Raw genomic sequence first — 18,557 nt, 5'->3', positions numbered from 1 at the left:
CGAAACAGGCTCGGCTAAGCTGGCGGCATTGCGGAGGCTAGACGATGCGTGTGTTGCGCCTGCTGGTCGCATGCCTGTTCCTCGCCGCCGGCGCATTGCTTGGCGCGCTCAATCCGCAGTCCGTCACCATCGATTTCGGCCCGGCGTCGGTCAATGCCGGCTTGGGGATCAGTTTGCTTGCGGCCTTGCTGGTCGGCGTGGCCGCGTGTGGCTTGTTGTTGTCCACGCTGGTGATCGTGCCGATGAAGTTGCGGTTGCGTCGCCTGCAAGTCGATAGTCCCGCTGGGGAAAAGACATGACCGGACTCGCTTTCGTCAGCCAGTGGTTCTGGCTGTTCCTGTTGCTGCCGATCGCCGCCTTGTGCGGCTGGGTGATCGGCCGGCGTGGCGGCGAGCGCCACGGCGACAGCCAGGTCAGCAAGCTTTCCACCACGTATTTCCGCGGCCTCAATTACCTGTTGAACGAACAGCCGGATAAGGCGATCGAACTGTTCCTGCACATCGCCGAGCTGGACAAGGACACGTTCGAAACCCAGATCGCGCTGGGGCACCTGTTCCGCCGCCGTGGCGAGGTCGATCGCGCCATTCGCCTGCACCAGGCGCTGGTGGAACGCCGCGACCTGAGCGATCCGCAGAAAGTGCAGGCGCTGCTCGCGCTGGGCGAGGATTACATGAAGTCAGGCCTGCTCGATCGCGCGGAAACCGTGTTCGGCGACCTCGCGCGCATCGACCAGCGCGCGCCGCAGGCGCTGCGCCACCTGATCGGCATCTACCAGTCCGAGCGCGATTGGAACAAGGCGATCGAGAACGCAACCCGCTACGAACAGGCGACCGGCGAACCGATGGGCAAGCTCATCGCGCAGTTCGAGTGCGAACTCGCCGATCGCGCGCGCGCGGCGGGTGAAATCGACGCCGCGCGCGCCGCGGTTGCGCGCGCGTATGCCGCCGATGCGACATCGGTGCGCGCGGGCATGCTGGAAGGGCGGATCGAGGCCGAAGCCGGGAACGACGCCGCGGCGATCCGGGCGTTCGAGCGGGCCGCACGCCACGACCCGGATTACCTGCCGGAAATCCTGCCGACGCTGCTCGCCAGCTACGACCGCGCCGGCGATGTGACCGGGGCGCGCAATTTCCTCGCGGAGATGAGCGAGCACTATCGCGGCATTTCGCCGGTGCTGGCGCTGACGCGGCTGGTCGAGGCGGAGCAGGGCGTGGCCGCCGGCCGGGCGTTCCTGGCCGGGCAATTGAAGGATCGCCCCTCGGTACGTGGCGAAGCGGCGTTGATCGACCTGTCGCTCGCCGAAGGCGCTGACCCGTCGGCGACGCTGCACGACCTCAAGCACATCACCGATCAGTTGCTGGTGCGCAACCCCAGTTACCGTTGCACGCGTTGCGGCTTCGGCGCGCGCAGCCACCACTGGCAATGCCCGAGTTGCAAGGAATGGGGCACGGTGAAACCACTGCTCAATTACGCAGTGGTCTGACATGGCGGGATTTCCCGAATTGGCGGCGTGGTGCCTCCTGCACGTCGCCATCGGCGTGGCCGGGACGTGGCTCGCGCGGCGATACGCCCTGCGCCGGCAACTGATCGACCAGCCCGGTGACCGGCGAAGCCATGCCGTGGCCACGCCCCGCGGCGGCGGCATCGCCATCGTCGCGTCGGCCTTGCTGGCATTCGGATGGCTGGCATCGACCCACGCCATGCCCGGGACCGAGGTCGCCATGCTTGCCACGGGGCTCGTGCTGGTCGCGGGGATTGGTTGGCTCGATGACCACCGGCCGCTTTCGCCATGGTTGCGGCTCGGCGTGCACGCCGTGTCCGCTTTCATGGTCGGCTTCTCGATATGGCAGCAGGGGCATTCCCTCGAAGCGGCCGTATTGGGGTTCGGATTGACCGTCGTGCTCATCAATGTCTGGAACTTCATGGACGGCATCGATGGCCTCGCTACGTCGCAGGCCTTGCTGGTCGCTGCCGGCTGGGCGTGGCTGGCCTGGCCCGATCCGTGGGCGTGGGTATTGTTCGCGGTCGCTGCCGCATGCCTCGGGTTCCTGCCTTCCAACCTGCCGCCGGCGCGGATTTTCCTCGGCGATGTCGGCAGTGGCGCCCTCGGTTACCTGCTCGCGGTCGGTTTGTTATGGCTCCCGGCTGGTACGCCTCGCTGGACCTGGCTGGCTTGGTTGCCGTTGTCCGCCTTCCTTGTCGACGCCGCGCTCACGTTGCTCGTGCGCATCCTGCGCGGCGAGCGCTGGTGGGCACCGCACCTGCAGCATGCCTACCAGCGTTGGGTCGCCCGATCGGGGCGCCACGGGCCAGTGAGTCTGGCGTATGCGCTGTGGACAGCCTGCGCCGTGGCCACTATGGTGCTGGCCCGGGGGGCAGGAACGGGGGTGGGTGCGGCCGCGCTGGGAATCGGATATGCGGCGGCCGCAATGATTTGGGCATGGCTGAGGTGGAACCGGACGACCCAGGAGGGGAGCGGGCAAGCATGACGATCAGGGACCGGTTCGAAATCTCCTTGCCCCGCATCGCGGTCGTGGCCCACGACCTGTGCATGGTGTGGCTCAGCTGGTACGGGCTCCATCGCTTCCGCTATGCGATCCAACCTTCGCCAAGCCCCCTCCCGGCGATGTCCGTGGAGCTGCTCCTCGTCCTCTGCGCGCAGGGCCTGGTGTTCTGGCGCGTGGGCTTGTATCGGGGAGTCTGGCGCTTCGCCAGCGTGCCCGACCTCGTCAACATCATGAAGGCCGCGCTGTTCGGGCTGCTGGCCATCGTCATCGCGCTGTTCTTCTACAACCGGTTGACGATGGTGCCGCGGACCGTCCTGGTGCTGTATCCCGTGGTGCTCAGCGCGTTGCTGGGCATGCCGCGACTCCTGTACCGCAGTTGGAAGGACATGACCCAGAAGCGTGGCGGGCATGCCGCGATCAGGGTTTTGATCCTCGGTGCCGGCGAAGCGGGTGAAACCCTGGTCCGGGATCTTCGTCGCGCCGGCACTTACCAGCCGGTCGGGTTCCTCGACGACGCGGCGCGATTGCATGGCAGCGAGTTGCAGGGGTTGCCGATCCTCGGAAAGATCGCGGATCTCGAAAGCCTTGCCCCGGAAGTCGCGGCGCAACTGGCGATCATCGCCTTGCCCGAACTCGATGCCGAAGCGATGCGCAAGGTGGTCGAGGCCTGCGAGAAGTCCGGCCTGCCGTTCCGCATGGTTCCGCGCCTGGACGACGTGCTGGCGGGGCGCTCGCGGCCGGGCGAGTTGAAGGAAGTCGCGATCGAGGACTTGCTGGGCCGCCAGCCGGTGAAGCCCGACTGGAAGGCGATCCGCGCATGGCTGGGCGGCAGGAGCGTGCTTGTGACTGGCGCCGGTGGTTCCATCGGTAGCGAACTGTGCAGGCAATGCGCCCGGCATGGCGCCCGTACGGTCGCATTGCTGGAAATCGACGAACTTGCGCTGATGACCATCGAGGCGGAACTGCGCCGCGACTTCCCCCAAGTGGAATGCGTCGCAGTGCTCGGCGATTGCGGCGATCAGGCGGTCATGCGCTACGCGCTGGGGCGATCGCAACCGCAGGCCGTGTTCCATGCCGCGGCCTACAAGCAGGTTCCACTGCTCGAGGCGCAATTGCGGGAGGCGGTCCGCAACAACGTGCTCGCGACTGCCACGGTGTCCGAAACAAGCATTGAGGCTGGCGTCGAATCCTGCGTGCTGATTTCGACCGACAAGGCGGTCGATCCGGCGAATGTCCTCGGCGCGACCAAGCGCATGGCCGAAATGGTGTGCCAGCGCTTCGCCGCGGAGCCCAGTACGCGCTTCGTCACCGTGCGATTCGGCAACGTGCTCGATTCCGCCGGCAGCGTCGTGCCCCTGTTCAGGGAACAGATCCGGAGCGGCGGCCCGGTGACGGTGACCCATGCGGAAGTCACGCGCTACTTCATGACCATTCCCGAGGCCTGCCAGTTGATCCTGCAGGCATCGGCGATCGGCGCGCAGCAGGCGGTGTACACGCTGGACATGGGCGAACCCGTGCCGATCCGCCTGCTTGCGGAACAGATGATCCGCCTGGCCGGGAAGCAGCCCGGCAAGGACATCGCGATCGCCTTCACCGGATTGCGGCCAGGCGAGAAACTGCACGAGGCGTTGTTCCACGTGGACGAACGCTACCGGCCCACTTCGCATCCCAAGATCCTCCAGGCCGAAGCCAGGCCGGTGGATGCCGCCGACCTCGACCAGGCACTGCTTCGCCTGCGGGGGGCCGTGGCTGCATACGATGTCGACGCCTTGTCCGTGCTGTTGCGCGAAACCGTGCCGGAATTCGTCCCGATCGGGGACGAAGGGGAAGCGCAGGCCACGACGACCGTCATCACCTTCCCGGCCAGGCAGGCCCGCAGGACTTGAGCGTGCCGTCATCCGGAAGTCCCCGCGTGCGCAAGGCCGTCTTCCCCGTGGCCGGGCTGGGCACGCGCTTCCTTCCCGCCACGAAGACGGTTCCGAAGGAAATGCTGCCGGTGGTCGACCGGCCGCTGATCCAGTACGCCGTCGACGAGGCGATCGAGGCCGGCTGCGACACGCTGGTGTTCGTCACCAACCGCTACAAGCACGCGGTGGCCGACTATTTCGACAAGGCCTACGAACTCGAACAGAAACTGGAGCGATCGGGCAAGCAGGAGCAACTCGAACTGGTGCGCAACGTGCTGCCCGAGGGCGTGCGCGCCGTGTTCGTGACCCAGCACGAAGCGCGCGGCCTCGGCCATGCCGTGCTGTGCGCCAAGCCCGTGATCGGCGACGAACCTTTTGCCGTGCTGTTGCCGGACGACCTCATCTGGAATCGCGGCGATGGCGCGCTGAAACAGATGGCCGACCATGCCGAGGCCTCCGGGGCCGGGGTCGTGGCCGTGCAGGATGTTCCGCGCTCGCAAGTGTCCAGTTACGGCATCGCCACCGTTCCGGACTTCGAAGACCAGAGCGGACGCATCCGGGGAATCGTCGAGAAGCCCCGCCCCGAGGAAGCTCCCGGTACGCTCGCGGTGGTCGGCCGCTACATCCTGCCGGCGGCGATTTTCAACGAGCTTGAGCGGACAAGCGCCGGCAACGGAGGCGAAATCCAGCTCACGGATGCGATCGCCGCGCTGGTCGCGAAGGCAGAGAGGATCGATGCCTTCCGTTTCCACGGCAGCCGCTTCGACTGTGGCACCCACCTCGGCCTGATCGAAGCCACCATCCGTTATGCCCTCGATCATGAACGCCTCAGCGAGTCGGCACGAAGGCTCATGCGCGATGCATTGCAGGAACTCGGGGTCGCCGATACCTGATCGGCTGCCAGGTCGTGCTCCGGCATCCGGGGCTAATGCTGGACGTTCCACGCCGGCCGGGCTATCTTCCGCCACGGAATCCGCCCATTCCGGGCGTATTGGGCTACAGGGGAGAATCCATGAATCCGAGTGTGAAGGCGTCTTTGCTGACTCTTGTCATTTCCGCGGCGTTCGCGCCGGCCGACGGCAACGCTTTCGAAATCCCGCAGGTCATTGCAAGCAGTGCGATGGCGCATTGCCAGGCGTTCACGCCGGGTCCGACGAACACCATCCGCAACCGCGTGATCGGTTCCGAGAACATCGGCAACACGCTGGCCGTCGCCTGTGCCTTCGAGGTCGATTCGGGCGCGATGACGGAAGACGGAGTGCAATCGATCTCGATCGTGCTGAATAACCATGGCACGACTTCGTTCGACATCCCCTGCACGATGGCTGCCGGTTTCGAAGGCGCGTTTACCTCCTTCATCAGCAAGACCACGACGGTGGATCCGAGCACCCAGACGCTGGTGGACTTCACGCCTGCGGATGCCGGATCGAGTGCCAACGGTTTCGGCGAATATCTGGTCGGCCTGACCTGCACGCTGCCGAAGAACGGCGTGGTGAACGATACCTACGTGTCGTACAGCGTCGACAACGGCGTCGACGCCTGATCTGATCGGCCGCGATTGCCCGAGGCGCCCTGAGTGGGGCGCCTCGTTTCGTTTACAGGGCGATTTGCAAGTGCATCGCCGAGGTTTCCCTTCATGAATCACGATTCCCCATCCCCTCGATGGCACGCGCGCCTGCCATGGGCACTGTTGGTGCTTGCGGTGGCCGTCATCGCGGGAGTCACGCTGTACCGCCGCTTCCATTCCACGGCAGTCGTGGCCGAAGCCGTCCATGGAAACGCCGCGGAATCGGGCCGGGCCGGGCCGGTTCGGCCCATGTCGTTGGAGGAATTGCGCGCGCGTGCGACGAAACCGCTTGGACAATCCGGTTCCGGGACGGTCAAGGACATGGCTGAAATGATGGAAAAGCGCAAGCGCATGGCGGCGGAAAGCCAGGAACGCATACAAAAGAACAATGCCGCGATGGCAACTGGCTTCGCGTCGGAGAAGGTTGATCCGGCATGGTCGGGCGTGCACGAAAAGAGCCTGGCTTCGCTGCAGGATTCGGGTCCGATGCATGACGCCGGAGCGAAGGTCGAGAACTTCCAGGCTGAATGCCGGTCATCGATGTGCCGCATCCAGGGCGATTTTCCTGACGCGGGCATGGCCAGCGATTGGCTGCAGTTGTACATGAGCAGCGTCGGCGATCGGCTACCGGTCGCGACTGCGCACCAGATACGCAATCCGGACGGATCCGTCCGGATCGAGATCTACGGGGTAGGGCGCAAGCGCTAGTTCGCCGCCTGCGCCTTCGGGCTCAGAGCGCTTCGAAGATGCCCGCCGCGCCCATGCCGGTGCCGATGCACATCGTCACCATGCCGTATTTCTGCTGGCGCCGGCGCAGGCCGTGCACGATCGTCGCGGTGCGCACCGCGCCGGTGGCGCCCAGCGGGTGGCCCAGCGCGATCGCGCCGCCCAGCGGGTTCACCTTGGACGGATCGAGCTGCGAATCGCGGATCACCGCCAAGGATTGCGCGGCGAAGGCCTCGTTGAGCTCGATCCAGTCGAGCTGGTCCTTGGTCAACCCGGCCTGCTTCAATGCCTTGGGGATCGCGGCGATGGGGCCAATGCCCATCACTTCCGGACGCACGCCAGCGACCGAGAAACTGACGAAACGGGCGAGGGGCGTCAGGCCGTAATCCTTGATCGCCTGCTCGGAGGCCAACAGCACCGCGCCGGCGCCATCGCTCATCTGCGAGGAATTGCCGGCGGTCACCGTTCCGCCGAACTGGCCATTGCGGAACACCGGACGCAACTTGGCCAGGCCTTCCATCGAGGTGTCCGGACGCGGGCCTTCGTCGGTATCGGCCAGCACCTTCTTCAGCCGGATCGCATTGCCGGCGAGGTCGGGCAGGTGGGCGACGATTTCGTAGGGCGATATCTCATCGCGGAATTCGCCGGCGGCGATCGCGGCGATGGCCTTCTGGTGAGAAGCCAGCGCGAATGTGTCCTGGTCCTCGCGCGAGACCTTCCATTCCTCCGCGACCTTCTCGGCGGTGATGCCCATGCCGTAGGCGATCGCGACGTGGTCGTCCTTGAACACGGCCGGCGACAGCGCGACCTTGTTGCCCATCATCGGCACCATCGACATCGATTCCGTGCCGCCGGCCAGCATCAGATCGGCGTTGCCCATGCGGATCTGGTCGGCGGCGAGCGCAACGGCTTGCAGGCCCGAGGAACAGAAGCGGTTGATGGTCTGCGCGGCCACCGTGTTCGGCAGGCCGGCGAGCAGCACGCCGATGCGCGCGACGTTCATGCCTTGCTCGCCCTCGGGCATCGCGCAGCCGATGATCGCGTCGTCGATGCGGTTGACGTCGATGCCCGGCGCCTGCGCGATCACGCTCCGCAGCACGTGCGCCAGCATGTCGTCGGGACGGGTGTTGCGGAACATGCCCTTCGGCGCCTTGCCGACCGGGGTACGGGTGGCGGCGACGATGTAGGCGTCTTGCAATTGCTTGGTCATGGAATGACTCCAAACGAATCCGGTTTTTCCCTCTCCCCTTCGTGGGAGAGGGTGGCGCGAAGCGCCGGGAGAGGGGCAATCAATTGCGGAGCGGCTTGCCGGTCTTGAGCATGTGCGCGATGCGTTCCTGCGTCTTCGGCTGTTGCGCCAGTTCGACGAAGTGCTTGCGCTCGAGCTCCAGCAACCATTCCTCGTCGACGACGGCGCCGCGATCGACTTCGCCGCCGCAGAGCACGGTCGCGATGCGGGTCGCGATCTCGTTGTCGTAGTCGCTGATGAAGCGGCCTTCGAGCATGTTCACCAGCAGCATGCGGAAGGTGGCAATGCCGACGTCGCCGGCGACGCAGATGCGGCGCGCGGGCAGGGGCGGGCGGTAGCCGCGTTCGGCGAGGCCGCGGGCTTGCGCCCTGGCGATGTGCAGCAGTTCGAAGGCGTTGAACGAGACCACGTCGCCGCCGCGCAGCAGGCCGAGTTCCTTCGCCTCCATCGCGGAAGTCGAAACCTTGCCCATCGCCACGGTTTCGAACACGTTCTTCAGCTCGGCGAAGACATCGCCGTTCGCGCCGGCGGCATTCGACGCCCGCACCGCGAGTTCCTTCAATCCGCCGCCGGCCGGCAGCAGACCGACGCCGGCTTCGACCAGGCCGATGTAGCTCTCGAGGTGCGCGACGGTCTTCGCGCTATGCATCTGGAATTCGCAACCGCCGCCCAAGGCCAGGCCGCGCACCGCCGCGACCACCGGCACCAGCGAATATTTGATGCGCTGGCTGGTAGCCTGGAAGTTGGCGACCATCGCCTCGAAGCCGGCGACATTGCCGGCCTGTAGCAGGCCGAGCGCACCGGCGAGGTCGGCGCCGGCCGAGAACGGTTCCTTCGGTTGCCACAGCACCAGGCCGGCGAACTTGCGTTCGGCGATGCCGATGGCTTCCTGCAAGCCATCCAGCACCTGGTCGTTGACCGTCTGCATCTTGGTCTTGAACGAGACCACGGCGATGTCGTCGCCGGCGTCTGCCCACAGGCGGATGCCATCGTTTTCGAACACGGTCTCGCCCGGGTCGAAGCGTTCGCCCAGCAGCGGGTCGGGGAAGCGCTGGCGCTTGTACACGGGCAGGGACGAACGCGGCAGCTTGGCATTGCGTGTCGGGCTGTAGCTGCCCTCGGTGCCGTGCACGCCGTCGCGGCCATCGAACACCCAGTCCGGCAGCGGCGCGCTGCTCATGGCCTTGCCGGCGACGATGTCCTCGGCGATCCACTCCGCGACCTGCTTCCAGCCGGCGGCCTGCCAGGTTTCGAACGGGCCCAGCGTCCAGCCGTAACCCCAGCGGATCGCGAAGTCGACGTCTCGCGCTGTTTCCGCAATGGATTCAAGCTGGTAGGCGCAGTAATGGAACAAGTCCCTGAACAACGCCCAGAGGAATTTCGCCTGCGGGTGTTCGCTGGCGCGCAACTTGGCGAATTTCTCGGCCGGATCCTTGAGCTTGAGGATCTCGACCACTTCCGGCGCAGCGATGCGATCGGCCGGGCGATAGTCCTGCTTGGCGAGATCGAGGACGAGGATGTCCTTGCCGACCTTGCGGAAAATGCCGGCGCCGGTCTTTTGCCCGAGCGCGCCCTTGGCGATAAGCGCCTCCAGCCATTTCGGCGAAGCGAAGTACGAGTGCCACGGATCGTCGGGCAACGTATCGGCCATGGTCTTGATCACGTGCGCCATGGTGTCCAGCCCGACCACGTCGGAGGTGCGGTAGGTCGCGGACTTCGGCCGCCCGATCAGTGGGCCGGTCAACGCATCGACTTCGTCGAAACCGAGTCCGGCCTGTTCGGTGTGGTGGATGGTGGCGAGGATCGAAAACACGCCGATCCGGTTGCCGATGAAGTTCGGGGTGTCCTTCGCATACACCACGCCCTTGCCGAGCTGGGTGGTGAGGAAGGTTTCCAGCCCCTCCAATACGGCCTTGCCGGTGGTGCGGGCCGGGATCAGCTCCGCCAGGTGCATGTAACGCGGCGGGTTGAAGAAGTGCACGCCACAGAAGCGGTGGCGAAGTTCTTCCGGAAGAACATCCGACAAGGCATTGATTCCCAAGCCGGACGTGTTGCTGGCCAGTACCGCGTGCGTGGGCACGAATGGCGCGATCTTCTTGTACAGGTCCTGCTTCCAGTCCATGCGTTCGGCGATGGCCTCGATGACGAGATCGCAACCCTTCAGCAGTTCCAGTCCACTGTCGTAATTGGCGGGGACGATCGCTTCAGCCAGCGTCTTGCTGGCCAGCGGGGATGGAGACAGCTTGCCGAGGTTGGCAATGGCCTTGAGCACGATCCCGTTGGGGTCGCCGTCCTTGGCGGCCAGGTCGAACAGCACGGTATCGACCCCGGCATTGGTCAGGTGCGCGGCGATCTGCGCGCCCATCACCCCGGCGCCGAGCACCGCGGCACGGCGTACAAGCAATTTCTCAGACATGTTCTGCAAATCCTTGATGGATATGAATTCGTTATTCGACCGGATCGGCGCGCAGGCCAGCGGCGGCGAAGCGGATCAGTTCCTCGGCGGCATGGCTGCGGTGCGAGGTTTCGGTGACCCCGCTCGGCCGCTTGATCAGGCCGAAGTCCGCCATGGCGTAAGTGAGTGCGCCGGAAAGGAAATCGAGCCGCCAGTACAGCGCCTCCTTGCCGAGTTCGGGCACGCAGCCGGCGATCGCCTTGGCGAATTCGCGCAACACGTGGCCGTACTGGTCGGAGAGGAACTTGCGCAGACCGTCGTTCTTCTCGGCATAGGCGCGAGCGATCACGCGGATGAAGGCGCCGCCGCCGTGGCGGTCCTGCGACATCGCCAGTGCCGGTTTCACGAACGCGGCCAAGACCGGCTCGAGCTGGCCAGGCCGCGTTTCCAGCGCTTCGCGCAGGGCATCGAGGCGCTGTGCGCTCATCACGTCCATGCGCCGTCGAAACACCTCGTTGATGAGGTTGTCCTTGCTGCCGAAGTGGTAGTTGACCGCGGCGATGTTGACGTCGGCGCGGCCGGTCACTTCGCGCAGCGAAGTGCCGGCGAAACCCTGCTGCGCGAACAATTCCTCGGCGGCGCCGAGGATCCGGTCCTTGGTCGAGAACTGTACTCCGGACATCACCCCTCCTGAATCAAACGATTGTTTGATCGTAGCGTGCGCCGGCGGCCCCGGCAAGCATCCCCGGGCAGTGCAAAAACCCTGCGCGAACCGGTAGAATTGCCGGCAGCCATATCGGCTAAACCCGCGTCCTTACGCGGGTTTTTCTGTTATCCTCGGGTCCGGAAAGGGATATTTCCGCGGCCCGCCTGACCGGAGAAATTCCCCATGGCGCTGGAGCGCACCCTGTCGATCGTCAAGCCCGATGCCGTCGCCAAGAACGTCGTCGGCGAAATCTATTCGCGCTTCGAGAAGAACGGCCTGAAGGTCGTCGCCGCGAAGATGAAGCAACTCTCGAAGCAGGAAGCCGAAGGCTTCTACGCCGTGCATCGCGAACGCCCGTTCTTCAATGCGCTGGTCAACTTCATGATCTCCGGCCCGGTGATGGTGCAGGTGCTCGAAGGCGACAACGCCGTGCTGAAGAACCGCGAACTGATGGGCGCGACCAATCCGAAGGAAGCGGCGGCCGGCACCATCCGCGCCGACTTCGCCGACAGCATCGACGCGAACGCGGTGCATGGTTCGGACTCGTTGGAGAATGCCGCGATCGAGATCGCCTACTTCTTCCCGGCTACCGACGTCTACGCCGGCCGCTGAGTGAGGCGAAAGACGTGAAACGTGAGACGCAAGAGCATGTGATGGAGGCTGCGCCGCAGGGCGAGGCCGTCTCACGCCTCTCGTCTCACGTCTCCCGCACCAACATCTTCGATTTCGACCGCGCTTCGCTCGAAGCTTTCTTCGAGCAGGAACTGGGCGAGAAGAAATTCCGCGCGCACCAGGTGATGAAGTGGATCCATCACCGCCACGTCACCGAATTCGCGGACATGACCGATCTCGGCAAGGCGCTGCGCGCCAAGCTCGAAGGGCGCGCGGTGGTGCATGCGCCGCAGGTCGTTTTCGACAAGGCCTCCGCCGATGGCACGCACAAGTGGCTGCTCGGCATGGACCCGAAGAACGCCATCGAAACCGTTTATATCCCGGACAAGGGGCGGGGCACGCTGTGCGTGTCCTCCCAGGTCGGCTGCGCGCTGAACTGCCAGTTCTGCTCGACCGCGACCCAGGGCTTCAACCGCAATCTCTCGACCGCCGAGATCATCGGCCAGGTGTGGGTGGCGGCGCGCCATCTCGGCAACGTTCCGCACCAGCAACGCAAGCTCACCAACGTGGTGATGATGGGCATGGGCGAGCCGTTGGCGAACTTCGACAACGTGGTGCGCGCGATGAGCATCATGCGCGACGACCTCGGCTACGGACTCGCGAACAAACGCGTCACCCTGTCGACCGCCGGCATGGTGCCGATGATCGACAAGCTGGGCGAGGTGTCCGACGTGTCGCTGGCGGTGTCGCTGCATGCGCCGTTTGACGAGCTGCGCAGCGAACTGGTCCCGTTGAACAGGAAATACCCGATCGCCGAATTGATGGAGGCCTGCGTGCGCTATGCGCTGCGCAAGCGCGGCACCTCGGTGACCTTCGAATACACCTTGATGAAGGACGTCAACGACCAGCCCGAGCACGCGCGCGGCTTGGTCAAGCTGCTGCGCGAGTTCGACCGCCGCGTGCAAATGAAGGACGCCGCGAAGGTCAACCTGATCCCGTTCAACCCGTTCCCGGGCACGCGTTTCGCGAGGCCGACGGACGAGGCGATCCGTGCCTTCCAGAAGCAGCTCAACAATGCCGGCATGATCGCGCCGGTGCGGCGCACGCGCGGCGACGACATCGATGCCGCCTGCGGCCAGCTCAAGGGGCAGGTGATGGATCGCACCCGGCGTTCGGCGGAATTCCGCAAGCGCCTGCAGGCGCCGGGAGCGCGCGATGCGGCAGCGTAGCGTTCTGGTCTTGGCCGTCCTGGCCTGCCTGTTCGTCCCGGGCTGCTCGCGGCTGAGCTTCATCAAGCCGAATACAGAACGTGGCAGCTATACCCAGGTCGCCCCGGACTACAACGTGCGCGAAAGCCCCGGCGAGAAGCGCCGGGTCGCGATGCTCGATGCGCTGGGCCTGGCCGGCGTGGCGTTGCAGCGCGGCGACCTCGAATCGGCCGAAGCGCAGGCGCGTTCGGCGTTGAAGATCGAGCCGAAATCCGCGGACGCCTACACCGTGCTGGCATTGGTCGCCGGGCGTCGCGGGCAGAACGATCTGGCCGGCAGCAATTATGCGAAGGCGGTGCAACTGACCCCGGGCGATGGCAATGCGCTGAACAATTACGGCGTGTGGTTGTGCGCGAATGGCCGCACCTCCGAATCGCTGGCGCGGTTCAGCGCCGCACTGCAGGATCCGGGTTACGCGATGCCCGCGGCTGCGCTGGGCAATGCCGGCGCCTGCGCATTGCGCGCCGGACAGGCCGGCGTTGCCGAGGAAAATCTGCGACGCGCGTTGCAAATCGACCCGGTCAACGTCGTTGCGCTTGGTGCCATGGCGCAACTGCGCTTCAATCAGGCCCAGTACCTTGATGCTCGCGCCTTCATGCAGCGGCGACTGGTCGCCGCGCCTGCGGACCGGGACGCGTTGATGCTCGCGGCGCAGATCGAGGACCGGATGGGCGATGCGGTTGCCGCCGCGCGCTATCGGCAAATGGTTTCCACCATCCAGTCGCCGCCGGGGAACGGCGACCCGAACGGAGCACGCGGTCAGTGAACAGCCACGGGGACATCGGCATTCCGGAGGGGGCGGCGGGCTGCGGGCGACGCTTGCGCGAAGCGCGCGAGGCCGCGGGCCTGAGCATCGCCGAGGTCGGCGCGCAGCTGAAGATGCCGGCGCGCGTGGTCGAATCGCTGGAACTGGAGGACTGGTCGCGCCTGGGCGCGCCGGTGTTCGTGCGCGGCCAGTTGCGTAGCTATTCGCGCCTGCTCGGCCTCACTACCGAGCCGATCGTCACCGCATCGGGCGTGGCGCCGGTGGCGCCCGCCGAACTGCAGCCGCGGACCTATACGCCGCCGATGCGGCGCTTCGCGGAACAGGCTTCGCGCCGCTTCGTCTATGTCGTGATCACCGCCGCGATCGCGGTCCCGGTGTGGTTGGCTACGCGCCCGCATCTCGCGCAGGTCGTCGCCGAAACCGCGCCACTGGATGTGTCCCCGTCGCAACCCGCGCACGCCGACAACGAGGCGACGCAGACGATGGTGGCGTCTCTGGCGCCGATGACCGCGCCACCGCAGCCGGTCCCGGCCGCGTTGTCGCTGGCGCTGGACGCACAGAGTTGGGTGCAAGTCGTCGGCGTCGACGGACACGTGATCGAATCGGGCATGCTCGATGCAGGCCAGCATCGCGAGTATCCGGCCGGGACGGTGGCGCATGTGGTGATCGGCAATGCTTCCGCGGCGCAAGTGCGCATCGGCGGCGAAATGCAGGATCTCGCGGCGTTCCAGCGCGCGAACGTGGCGCGCTTTACGGTATCCTCTGACGGTCGTCTCCAGCCTGCGGCCGACTGACCGCGGCGGCATCCGCCGGGCTTTCGCACCGGCGTCAAGGCGGCACCGCCACCCCCCACGGAAGACCGTAGCCGCATGGCCATCGACGAGTTGCTCGACGAACACGAACAAAGCGAACGCGTACGCCGCTGGGTACGCGAAAATGCACTGGGCCTGGTGGGCGGCGTGGTCCTCGGACTCGCCCTCGTCGGCGGCTGGAAGTGGTGGCAGGGCCACCAGCAGGTCCAGCGCGAAGCCGAGGCGGCCAAGTACGAAGCCCTGCAGGGCCAGATCAAGGCTCAGGATCTGGCCAAGGCCAAGGCGACCGCGGCAAGCCTGCAGCAAGGCCCCTACGCGACGCTGGTCGCGCTCGACCTGGCCAAGGCCCAGGCGATGTCCGGCAAGCGCGACGATGCGATCGCCACCCTGCGCGCGGTGAAGCCGGGCGATGCCTTGCTTGCCGGCGTGGTCCGCGAGCGCCTCGCAAGGCTGTTGCTTGACGCCGGCAAGGCCGACGAAGCGTTGCGCATGCTCTCCGACGCGGGCGATCCGGCCGGCCTCGGGGCGCGTGGCGACGCGCACCTCGCGCTCGGCCATCGCGACCAGGCCCGCAGCGACTACGACAAGGCGCTCGCCCTCACTACCGTCGGTTCACCGATGCGTCGGGTTCTCGAGCTCAAACTCTCCGAAGTCGGCGGTGCATCCGCCCAGGCAAAGGCAGGCTCCTGATGAACCTGAAGTCTTTCGCGCGCGCGGGTTCGCGCACCGCGCTGCTGTCCGTAGCCGTGGCATCGTTCGCGCTGCTGGGCGGCTGCTCCACGATCAAGGGCTGGTTCGGCGGCAAGGACAAGCCGGGCGAAGCCGCCAGCAAGCCGGCGGAACTGGTGGAATTCGCGCCAAGCGCGAGCGTGACACGGTTGTGGTCGGCGAAGGCGGGCGGTGGCGAAGGGCGCCTTGGCGCGCGCCAGGGCCCGGCGGTGGTCGATGGCCGCGTCTACGCCGCGGCGGTCGAGGGCGGGGTTCGCGCGTTCGACCTGCAGACTGGCGCCACGGTCTGGACCTACGCCTCCAAGCTGCCGCTGTCCGGTGGCCCCGGCGCGGGCGACGGCATCGTCGCCGTCGGCAGCCTCGAAGGAGACGTGATCGCGCTGGATGCGTCCACTGGCGCCGAGAAGTGGAAGGCCAAGGTCGACAACGAAGTCATCGCCGCGCCGGCCATCGGCCAGGGGCTGGTACTGGTGCACGGCAACGATGGCCGCGTCACCGCCTTCGACGAGAACACCGGCGAACGCCGCTGGTTCTGGAATCGCGACGCGCCGCTGCTGTCCGTGCGCGGCAACGATAGCCCGTTGCTGGTGCCGGGGCTGGCGTTCGTCGGGAACGACGATGGCACGCTCAGCGCCTTGTCGCTGACCGATGGCCGACCGCTGTGGGACCAGGCCGTCTCCGAGGCCAGTGGTCGCAACGACCTCGAGCGCATGGCCGATGTCGACGGCACGCCGGCGCTCGACGGCATCACGTTGTTCGCCAGCAGCTACAAGGGCGAGACCGTGAGCATCGATGGCCCCAGCGGCCGCGTGCAGTGGTCCGCGCAGAGCGGCGGCCCCGGCCGCGTCGGCGTCGGCAGCGATCGCGTCGTGGTCGCCGATGCGAACGGCACGGTGTGGGCGCTGGACAAGTCCAGCGGCGGCGTGATGTGGCAGCAACCGGGCCTCGCGCGCCGCAACGTCAGCGGCACGGCGGTGCAGGGCGATTATGCGGTGGTCGGCGATTTCGACGGCTACCTGCACTGGCTCAAGCTCTCCGACGGCAGCTTCGCCGCGCGCCAGAAGGTCGGCGGCGACGCGATCAAGGCCGCACCGGTCGTGGTCGATGGCGTGCTGGTGGTGCAGACCACCGGCGGCGAGATCAGCGCCTGGCGCCTGGCCCAGTAAGCCAATCCGTGCATTCCCGCCGCGGCCCCGGGTAACCTGCCCGGGGCCGTCGCGTTTTCGCCATTCCATCCCGGACTCCACATGCTCCCGCTCGTTGCCCTGGTCGGTCGCCCCAATGTCGGCAAGTCGACGCTGTTCAACGCGTTGACCCGCAGCCGCGACGCGCTGGTGCACGACGCGCCGGGCGTGACCCGTGACCGCAACTACGGCGTGTGCCGGCTCGATCCGGAACGCCCGTTCGTGCTGGTCGATACCGGCGGCATCGCGGGGCAGGAGGAAGGCCTCGCCGGCGCCACCGCGAAGCAGTCGCGCGCCGCCGCGGAGGAAGCCGACCTCGTGCTGTTCGTGGTCGATGGGCGCGAGGGCGCGTCCGCGCTCGACGACGCCATCCTCGCCTGGCTGCGCAAGCGCGACCGGCCGGTGTTGTTGGTGGTGAACAAGATCGATGGCATCGACGTGCAGACCGCGCTCAACGACTTCGCGCGCTACGGTTTCCGCGACCGCATTGGCGTGTCGTCCTCGCACCGCACCGGGCTTGATGCCTTGCTCGCCGACGTACTGGCGCGTTTGCCGGAGCAGGGCGAAACGCAGGTGCTGGACGACGACCCGAAGCGAATGCGCGTGGCCTTCATCGGTCGCCCGAACGTGGGCAAGTCGACGCTGGTGAACCGCCTGCTCGGCGAGGAACGCATGATCGCCTCGGAGGTGCCGGGCACCACCCGCGATTCCATCGCCGCCGACCTCGAGCGCGATGGCCGCAAGTACCGGCTGGTCGATACCGCCGGCATCCGCCGCAAGTCCAAGGTGGAGGAGGCGGTGGAGAAGTTCTCCATCGTCAAGACCCTGCAGGCGATCGAGGAATGCCAGGTCGCGGTGGTGATGCTCGATGCCGGCGAAGGCGTGACCGAACAGGACGCGAGCGTGCTCGGCGCGGTGCTCGACGCCGGCCGCGCGCTGGTCGTCGCGGTCAACAAGTGGGACGGCCAGAGCGACTACCAGCGCGGCCAGGTCGAGGCCTTGCTGGGCCGCAAGCTCGCGTTCGTGGCATGGGCGGAAAACGTGCGCATTTCCGCCAAGCACGGTTCCGGCCTGCGCGAACTGTTTCGCGCGATCCATCGCGCGCACGCCTCGGCGACCAAGGTCTTTTCCACCAGCGAAGTCACGCGCGCGGTGGAAGCGGCCTGCGAGGCGAATCCGCCGCCGGTGGTGCGCGGGCACGTGCCGAAGCTGCGTTTCGCGCATCCGGGCGGCGAGAACCCGCCGACCTTCGTGGTGCACGGTACGCGGCTGAAGTCGCTGAGCGCGACCTACCAGCGCTATCTCGAGAATTTCTTCCGCAAGCGATTCAAGCTGGTGGGCACGCCGATCCGCTTCGTGTTCAAGGAAACGGAGAATCCGTACAAGGACAAGCCGAAGAACCCGCTGACCGAGCGCCAGGTGGCGAAGAAGCGGCGGCTGATGAAGCATGTGAAGCGCAAGTAGGAGCGCTCTCGAGCGCGACGCTTTTTCGCAAATTCCGTCGCGGCTATAAGCCGCTCCCACAAAAGCGATGCAACACGATTCCCCATCTCGCGTCGACACCACCCTCGGCCTCCTCGCCGGCGGCGCAGGCTCTCGCCTCGGCGGCGCGGACAAGGCCTGGCTGCAACGTGGCGGCGTGCCGCAAGTGCTGCGACTCGCCAAGCGCCTCTCGGATGAAACGGCATCGGTGCTGGTGAGCGCGAATCGCGATCTTGCGCGTTATGCCGAAGCTGGGCTTACCGCGATTCCCGATCGCCGAACCGAGATCGGCCCCATCGCGGGGCTCGATGCGCTGGCGAGCGCTTGCACGACGCCGTGGCTGCTGACGGTGCCGGTCGATCTGGTCGACGTGAACGACTGCCTGTTGCGCAGCCTCGCCGCTGCGGGGGGCGAGGGTGCGTTCGCGATCGACGACGACGGCGCGCAGCCGCTGGTCGCGTTGTGGCGGGTCGAAGCCCTGCGCGCGGCGCTGTCGGTCGCGCTCGCGAACGACGAAATCGCCGTTCACGCGTTGCAGGCGCGGATGGGTATGACAGGCGTGCGTTTCGTCGGATTCCGCTTCGGCAACCTCAATACGCCGGGCGACCTCGCCGCGGCCGGCATCGAACCGCCGTCCGCGCGATAAT

General features: G+C 66.5%; 18 protein-coding genes. 15 read left to right on the top strand and 3 right to left on the bottom strand.

The window, feature by feature from the left end; all coding sequences use genetic code 11:
* The first annotated feature begins 44 nt into the window (after positions 1–44).
* The 7 genes from FNZ56_RS03125 (at position 45) to FNZ56_RS03095 (ending at position 6,689) form a co-directional block, all read left to right on the top strand.
* Entirely contained in the window at positions 45–299 is a 255-nt protein-coding gene (locus FNZ56_RS03125) for a LapA family protein (RefSeq protein ID WP_143878451.1), read from the top strand.
* The gene (lapB, locus tag FNZ56_RS03120; protein ID WP_143878450.1) at positions 296–1,483 is read left to right on the top strand and encodes a lipopolysaccharide assembly protein LapB; all 1,188 of its coding nucleotides are present in this window, start codon (positions 296–298) and stop codon (positions 1,481–1,483) included. The genes FNZ56_RS03125 and lapB overlap by 4 nt, the downstream gene beginning before the upstream one ends.
* Before the next feature lies 1 nt (position 1,484).
* Positions 1,485–2,489, top strand: a complete 1,005-nt coding sequence (locus FNZ56_RS03115; protein ID WP_246064673.1) for an MraY family glycosyltransferase — start codon at positions 1,485–1,487, stop codon at positions 2,487–2,489.
* Complete coding sequence (locus FNZ56_RS03110) at positions 2,486–4,393, top strand: polysaccharide biosynthesis protein (RefSeq protein WP_143878449.1); 1,908 nt, start codon at positions 2,486–2,488, stop codon at positions 4,391–4,393. Before FNZ56_RS03115 ends, FNZ56_RS03110 begins: the two co-directional genes overlap by 4 nt.
* A gap of 2 nt (positions 4,394–4,395) precedes the next feature.
* On the top strand, positions 4,396–5,307 hold the full coding sequence (galU, locus tag FNZ56_RS03105; RefSeq protein ID WP_143878448.1) for a UTP--glucose-1-phosphate uridylyltransferase GalU: 912 nt from the start codon (positions 4,396–4,398) through the stop codon (positions 5,305–5,307).
* A 119-nt stretch (positions 5,308–5,426) separates the two neighbouring features.
* Positions 5,427–5,957, top strand: coding sequence for a hypothetical protein (locus tag FNZ56_RS03100; protein WP_143878447.1), 531 nt, complete (start codon positions 5,427–5,429; stop codon positions 5,955–5,957).
* A 93-nt stretch (positions 5,958–6,050) separates the two neighbouring features.
* Entirely contained in the window at positions 6,051–6,689 is a 639-nt protein-coding gene (locus tag FNZ56_RS03095; RefSeq protein ID WP_143878446.1) for a hypothetical protein, read from the top strand.
* A 22-nt stretch (positions 6,690–6,711) separates the two neighbouring features.
* Here FNZ56_RS03095 and FNZ56_RS03090 read toward each other — a convergent pair whose 3' ends face one another.
* The 3 genes from FNZ56_RS03090 to FNZ56_RS03080 all read right to left on the bottom strand — a co-directional run bounded on the left by FNZ56_RS03090 (position 6,712) and on the right by FNZ56_RS03080 (position 11,033).
* Complete coding sequence (locus FNZ56_RS03090) at positions 6,712–7,917, bottom strand: acetyl-CoA C-acyltransferase (RefSeq protein ID WP_143878445.1); 1,206 nt, start codon at positions 7,915–7,917, stop codon at positions 6,712–6,714.
* Between the two features lie 79 nt (positions 7,918–7,996).
* The gene (locus FNZ56_RS03085) at positions 7,997–10,372 is read right to left on the bottom strand and encodes a 3-hydroxyacyl-CoA dehydrogenase/enoyl-CoA hydratase family protein (protein WP_143878444.1); all 2,376 of its coding nucleotides are present in this window, start codon (positions 10,370–10,372) and stop codon (positions 7,997–7,999) included.
* 31 nt (positions 10,373–10,403) lie between these two features.
* On the bottom strand, positions 10,404–11,033 hold the full coding sequence (locus FNZ56_RS03080; RefSeq protein ID WP_143878443.1) for a TetR/AcrR family transcriptional regulator: 630 nt from the start codon (positions 11,031–11,033) through the stop codon (positions 10,404–10,406).
* Between the two features lie 207 nt (positions 11,034–11,240).
* Here FNZ56_RS03080 and ndk point away from each other — a divergent pair, with 207 nt between their 5' ends.
* The 8 genes from ndk (at position 11,241) to mobA (ending at position 18,556) form a co-directional block, all read left to right on the top strand.
* Positions 11,241–11,669, top strand: a complete 429-nt coding sequence (gene ndk / locus FNZ56_RS03075; RefSeq protein WP_143878442.1) for a nucleoside-diphosphate kinase — start codon at positions 11,241–11,243, stop codon at positions 11,667–11,669.
* A 41-nt stretch (positions 11,670–11,710) separates the two neighbouring features.
* Positions 11,711–12,898, top strand: a complete 1,188-nt coding sequence (gene rlmN, locus FNZ56_RS03070; RefSeq protein WP_143880245.1) for a 23S rRNA (adenine(2503)-C(2))-methyltransferase RlmN — start codon at positions 11,711–11,713, stop codon at positions 12,896–12,898.
* Complete coding sequence (pilW, locus tag FNZ56_RS03065; protein WP_143878441.1) at positions 12,885–13,703, top strand: type IV pilus biogenesis/stability protein PilW; 819 nt, start codon at positions 12,885–12,887, stop codon at positions 13,701–13,703. Before rlmN ends, pilW begins: the two co-directional genes overlap by 14 nt.
* Positions 13,700–14,497, top strand: a complete 798-nt coding sequence (locus tag FNZ56_RS03060) for a helix-turn-helix domain-containing protein (RefSeq protein WP_246064671.1) — start codon at positions 13,700–13,702, stop codon at positions 14,495–14,497. The genes pilW and FNZ56_RS03060 overlap by 4 nt, the downstream gene beginning before the upstream one ends.
* Before the next feature lie 75 nt (positions 14,498–14,572).
* Positions 14,573–15,205 carry a YfgM family protein gene (locus FNZ56_RS03055; RefSeq protein ID WP_143878440.1) on the top strand — a complete coding sequence of 211 codons (633 nt, stop codon included), beginning with the start codon at positions 14,573–14,575 and terminating at the stop codon, positions 15,203–15,205.
* A complete protein-coding gene (gene bamB, locus FNZ56_RS03050; protein ID WP_143878439.1) occupies positions 15,205–16,410 on the top strand; it encodes an outer membrane protein assembly factor BamB in 1,206 nt (401 codons plus the stop codon). The genes FNZ56_RS03055 and bamB overlap by 1 nt, the downstream gene beginning before the upstream one ends.
* Before the next feature lie 81 nt (positions 16,411–16,491).
* Positions 16,492–17,892 carry a ribosome biogenesis GTPase Der gene (gene der / locus FNZ56_RS03045; RefSeq protein WP_143878438.1) on the top strand — a complete coding sequence of 467 codons (1,401 nt, stop codon included), beginning with the start codon at positions 16,492–16,494 and terminating at the stop codon, positions 17,890–17,892.
* A gap of 67 nt (positions 17,893–17,959) precedes the next feature.
* Entirely contained in the window at positions 17,960–18,556 is a 597-nt protein-coding gene (mobA, locus tag FNZ56_RS03040; protein WP_143878437.1) for a molybdenum cofactor guanylyltransferase, read from the top strand.
* Position 18,557: the final 1 nt, after the last annotated feature.

This window comes from Lysobacter lycopersici, assembly GCF_007556775.1.
In the GTDB taxonomy this organism is placed as follows: domain Bacteria; phylum Pseudomonadota; class Gammaproteobacteria; order Xanthomonadales; family Xanthomonadaceae; genus Pseudoluteimonas; species Pseudoluteimonas lycopersici.
The sequence above is the reverse complement of the archived record's forward strand: the minus strand, read 5'-3'. Positions and strand labels throughout refer to the sequence as shown.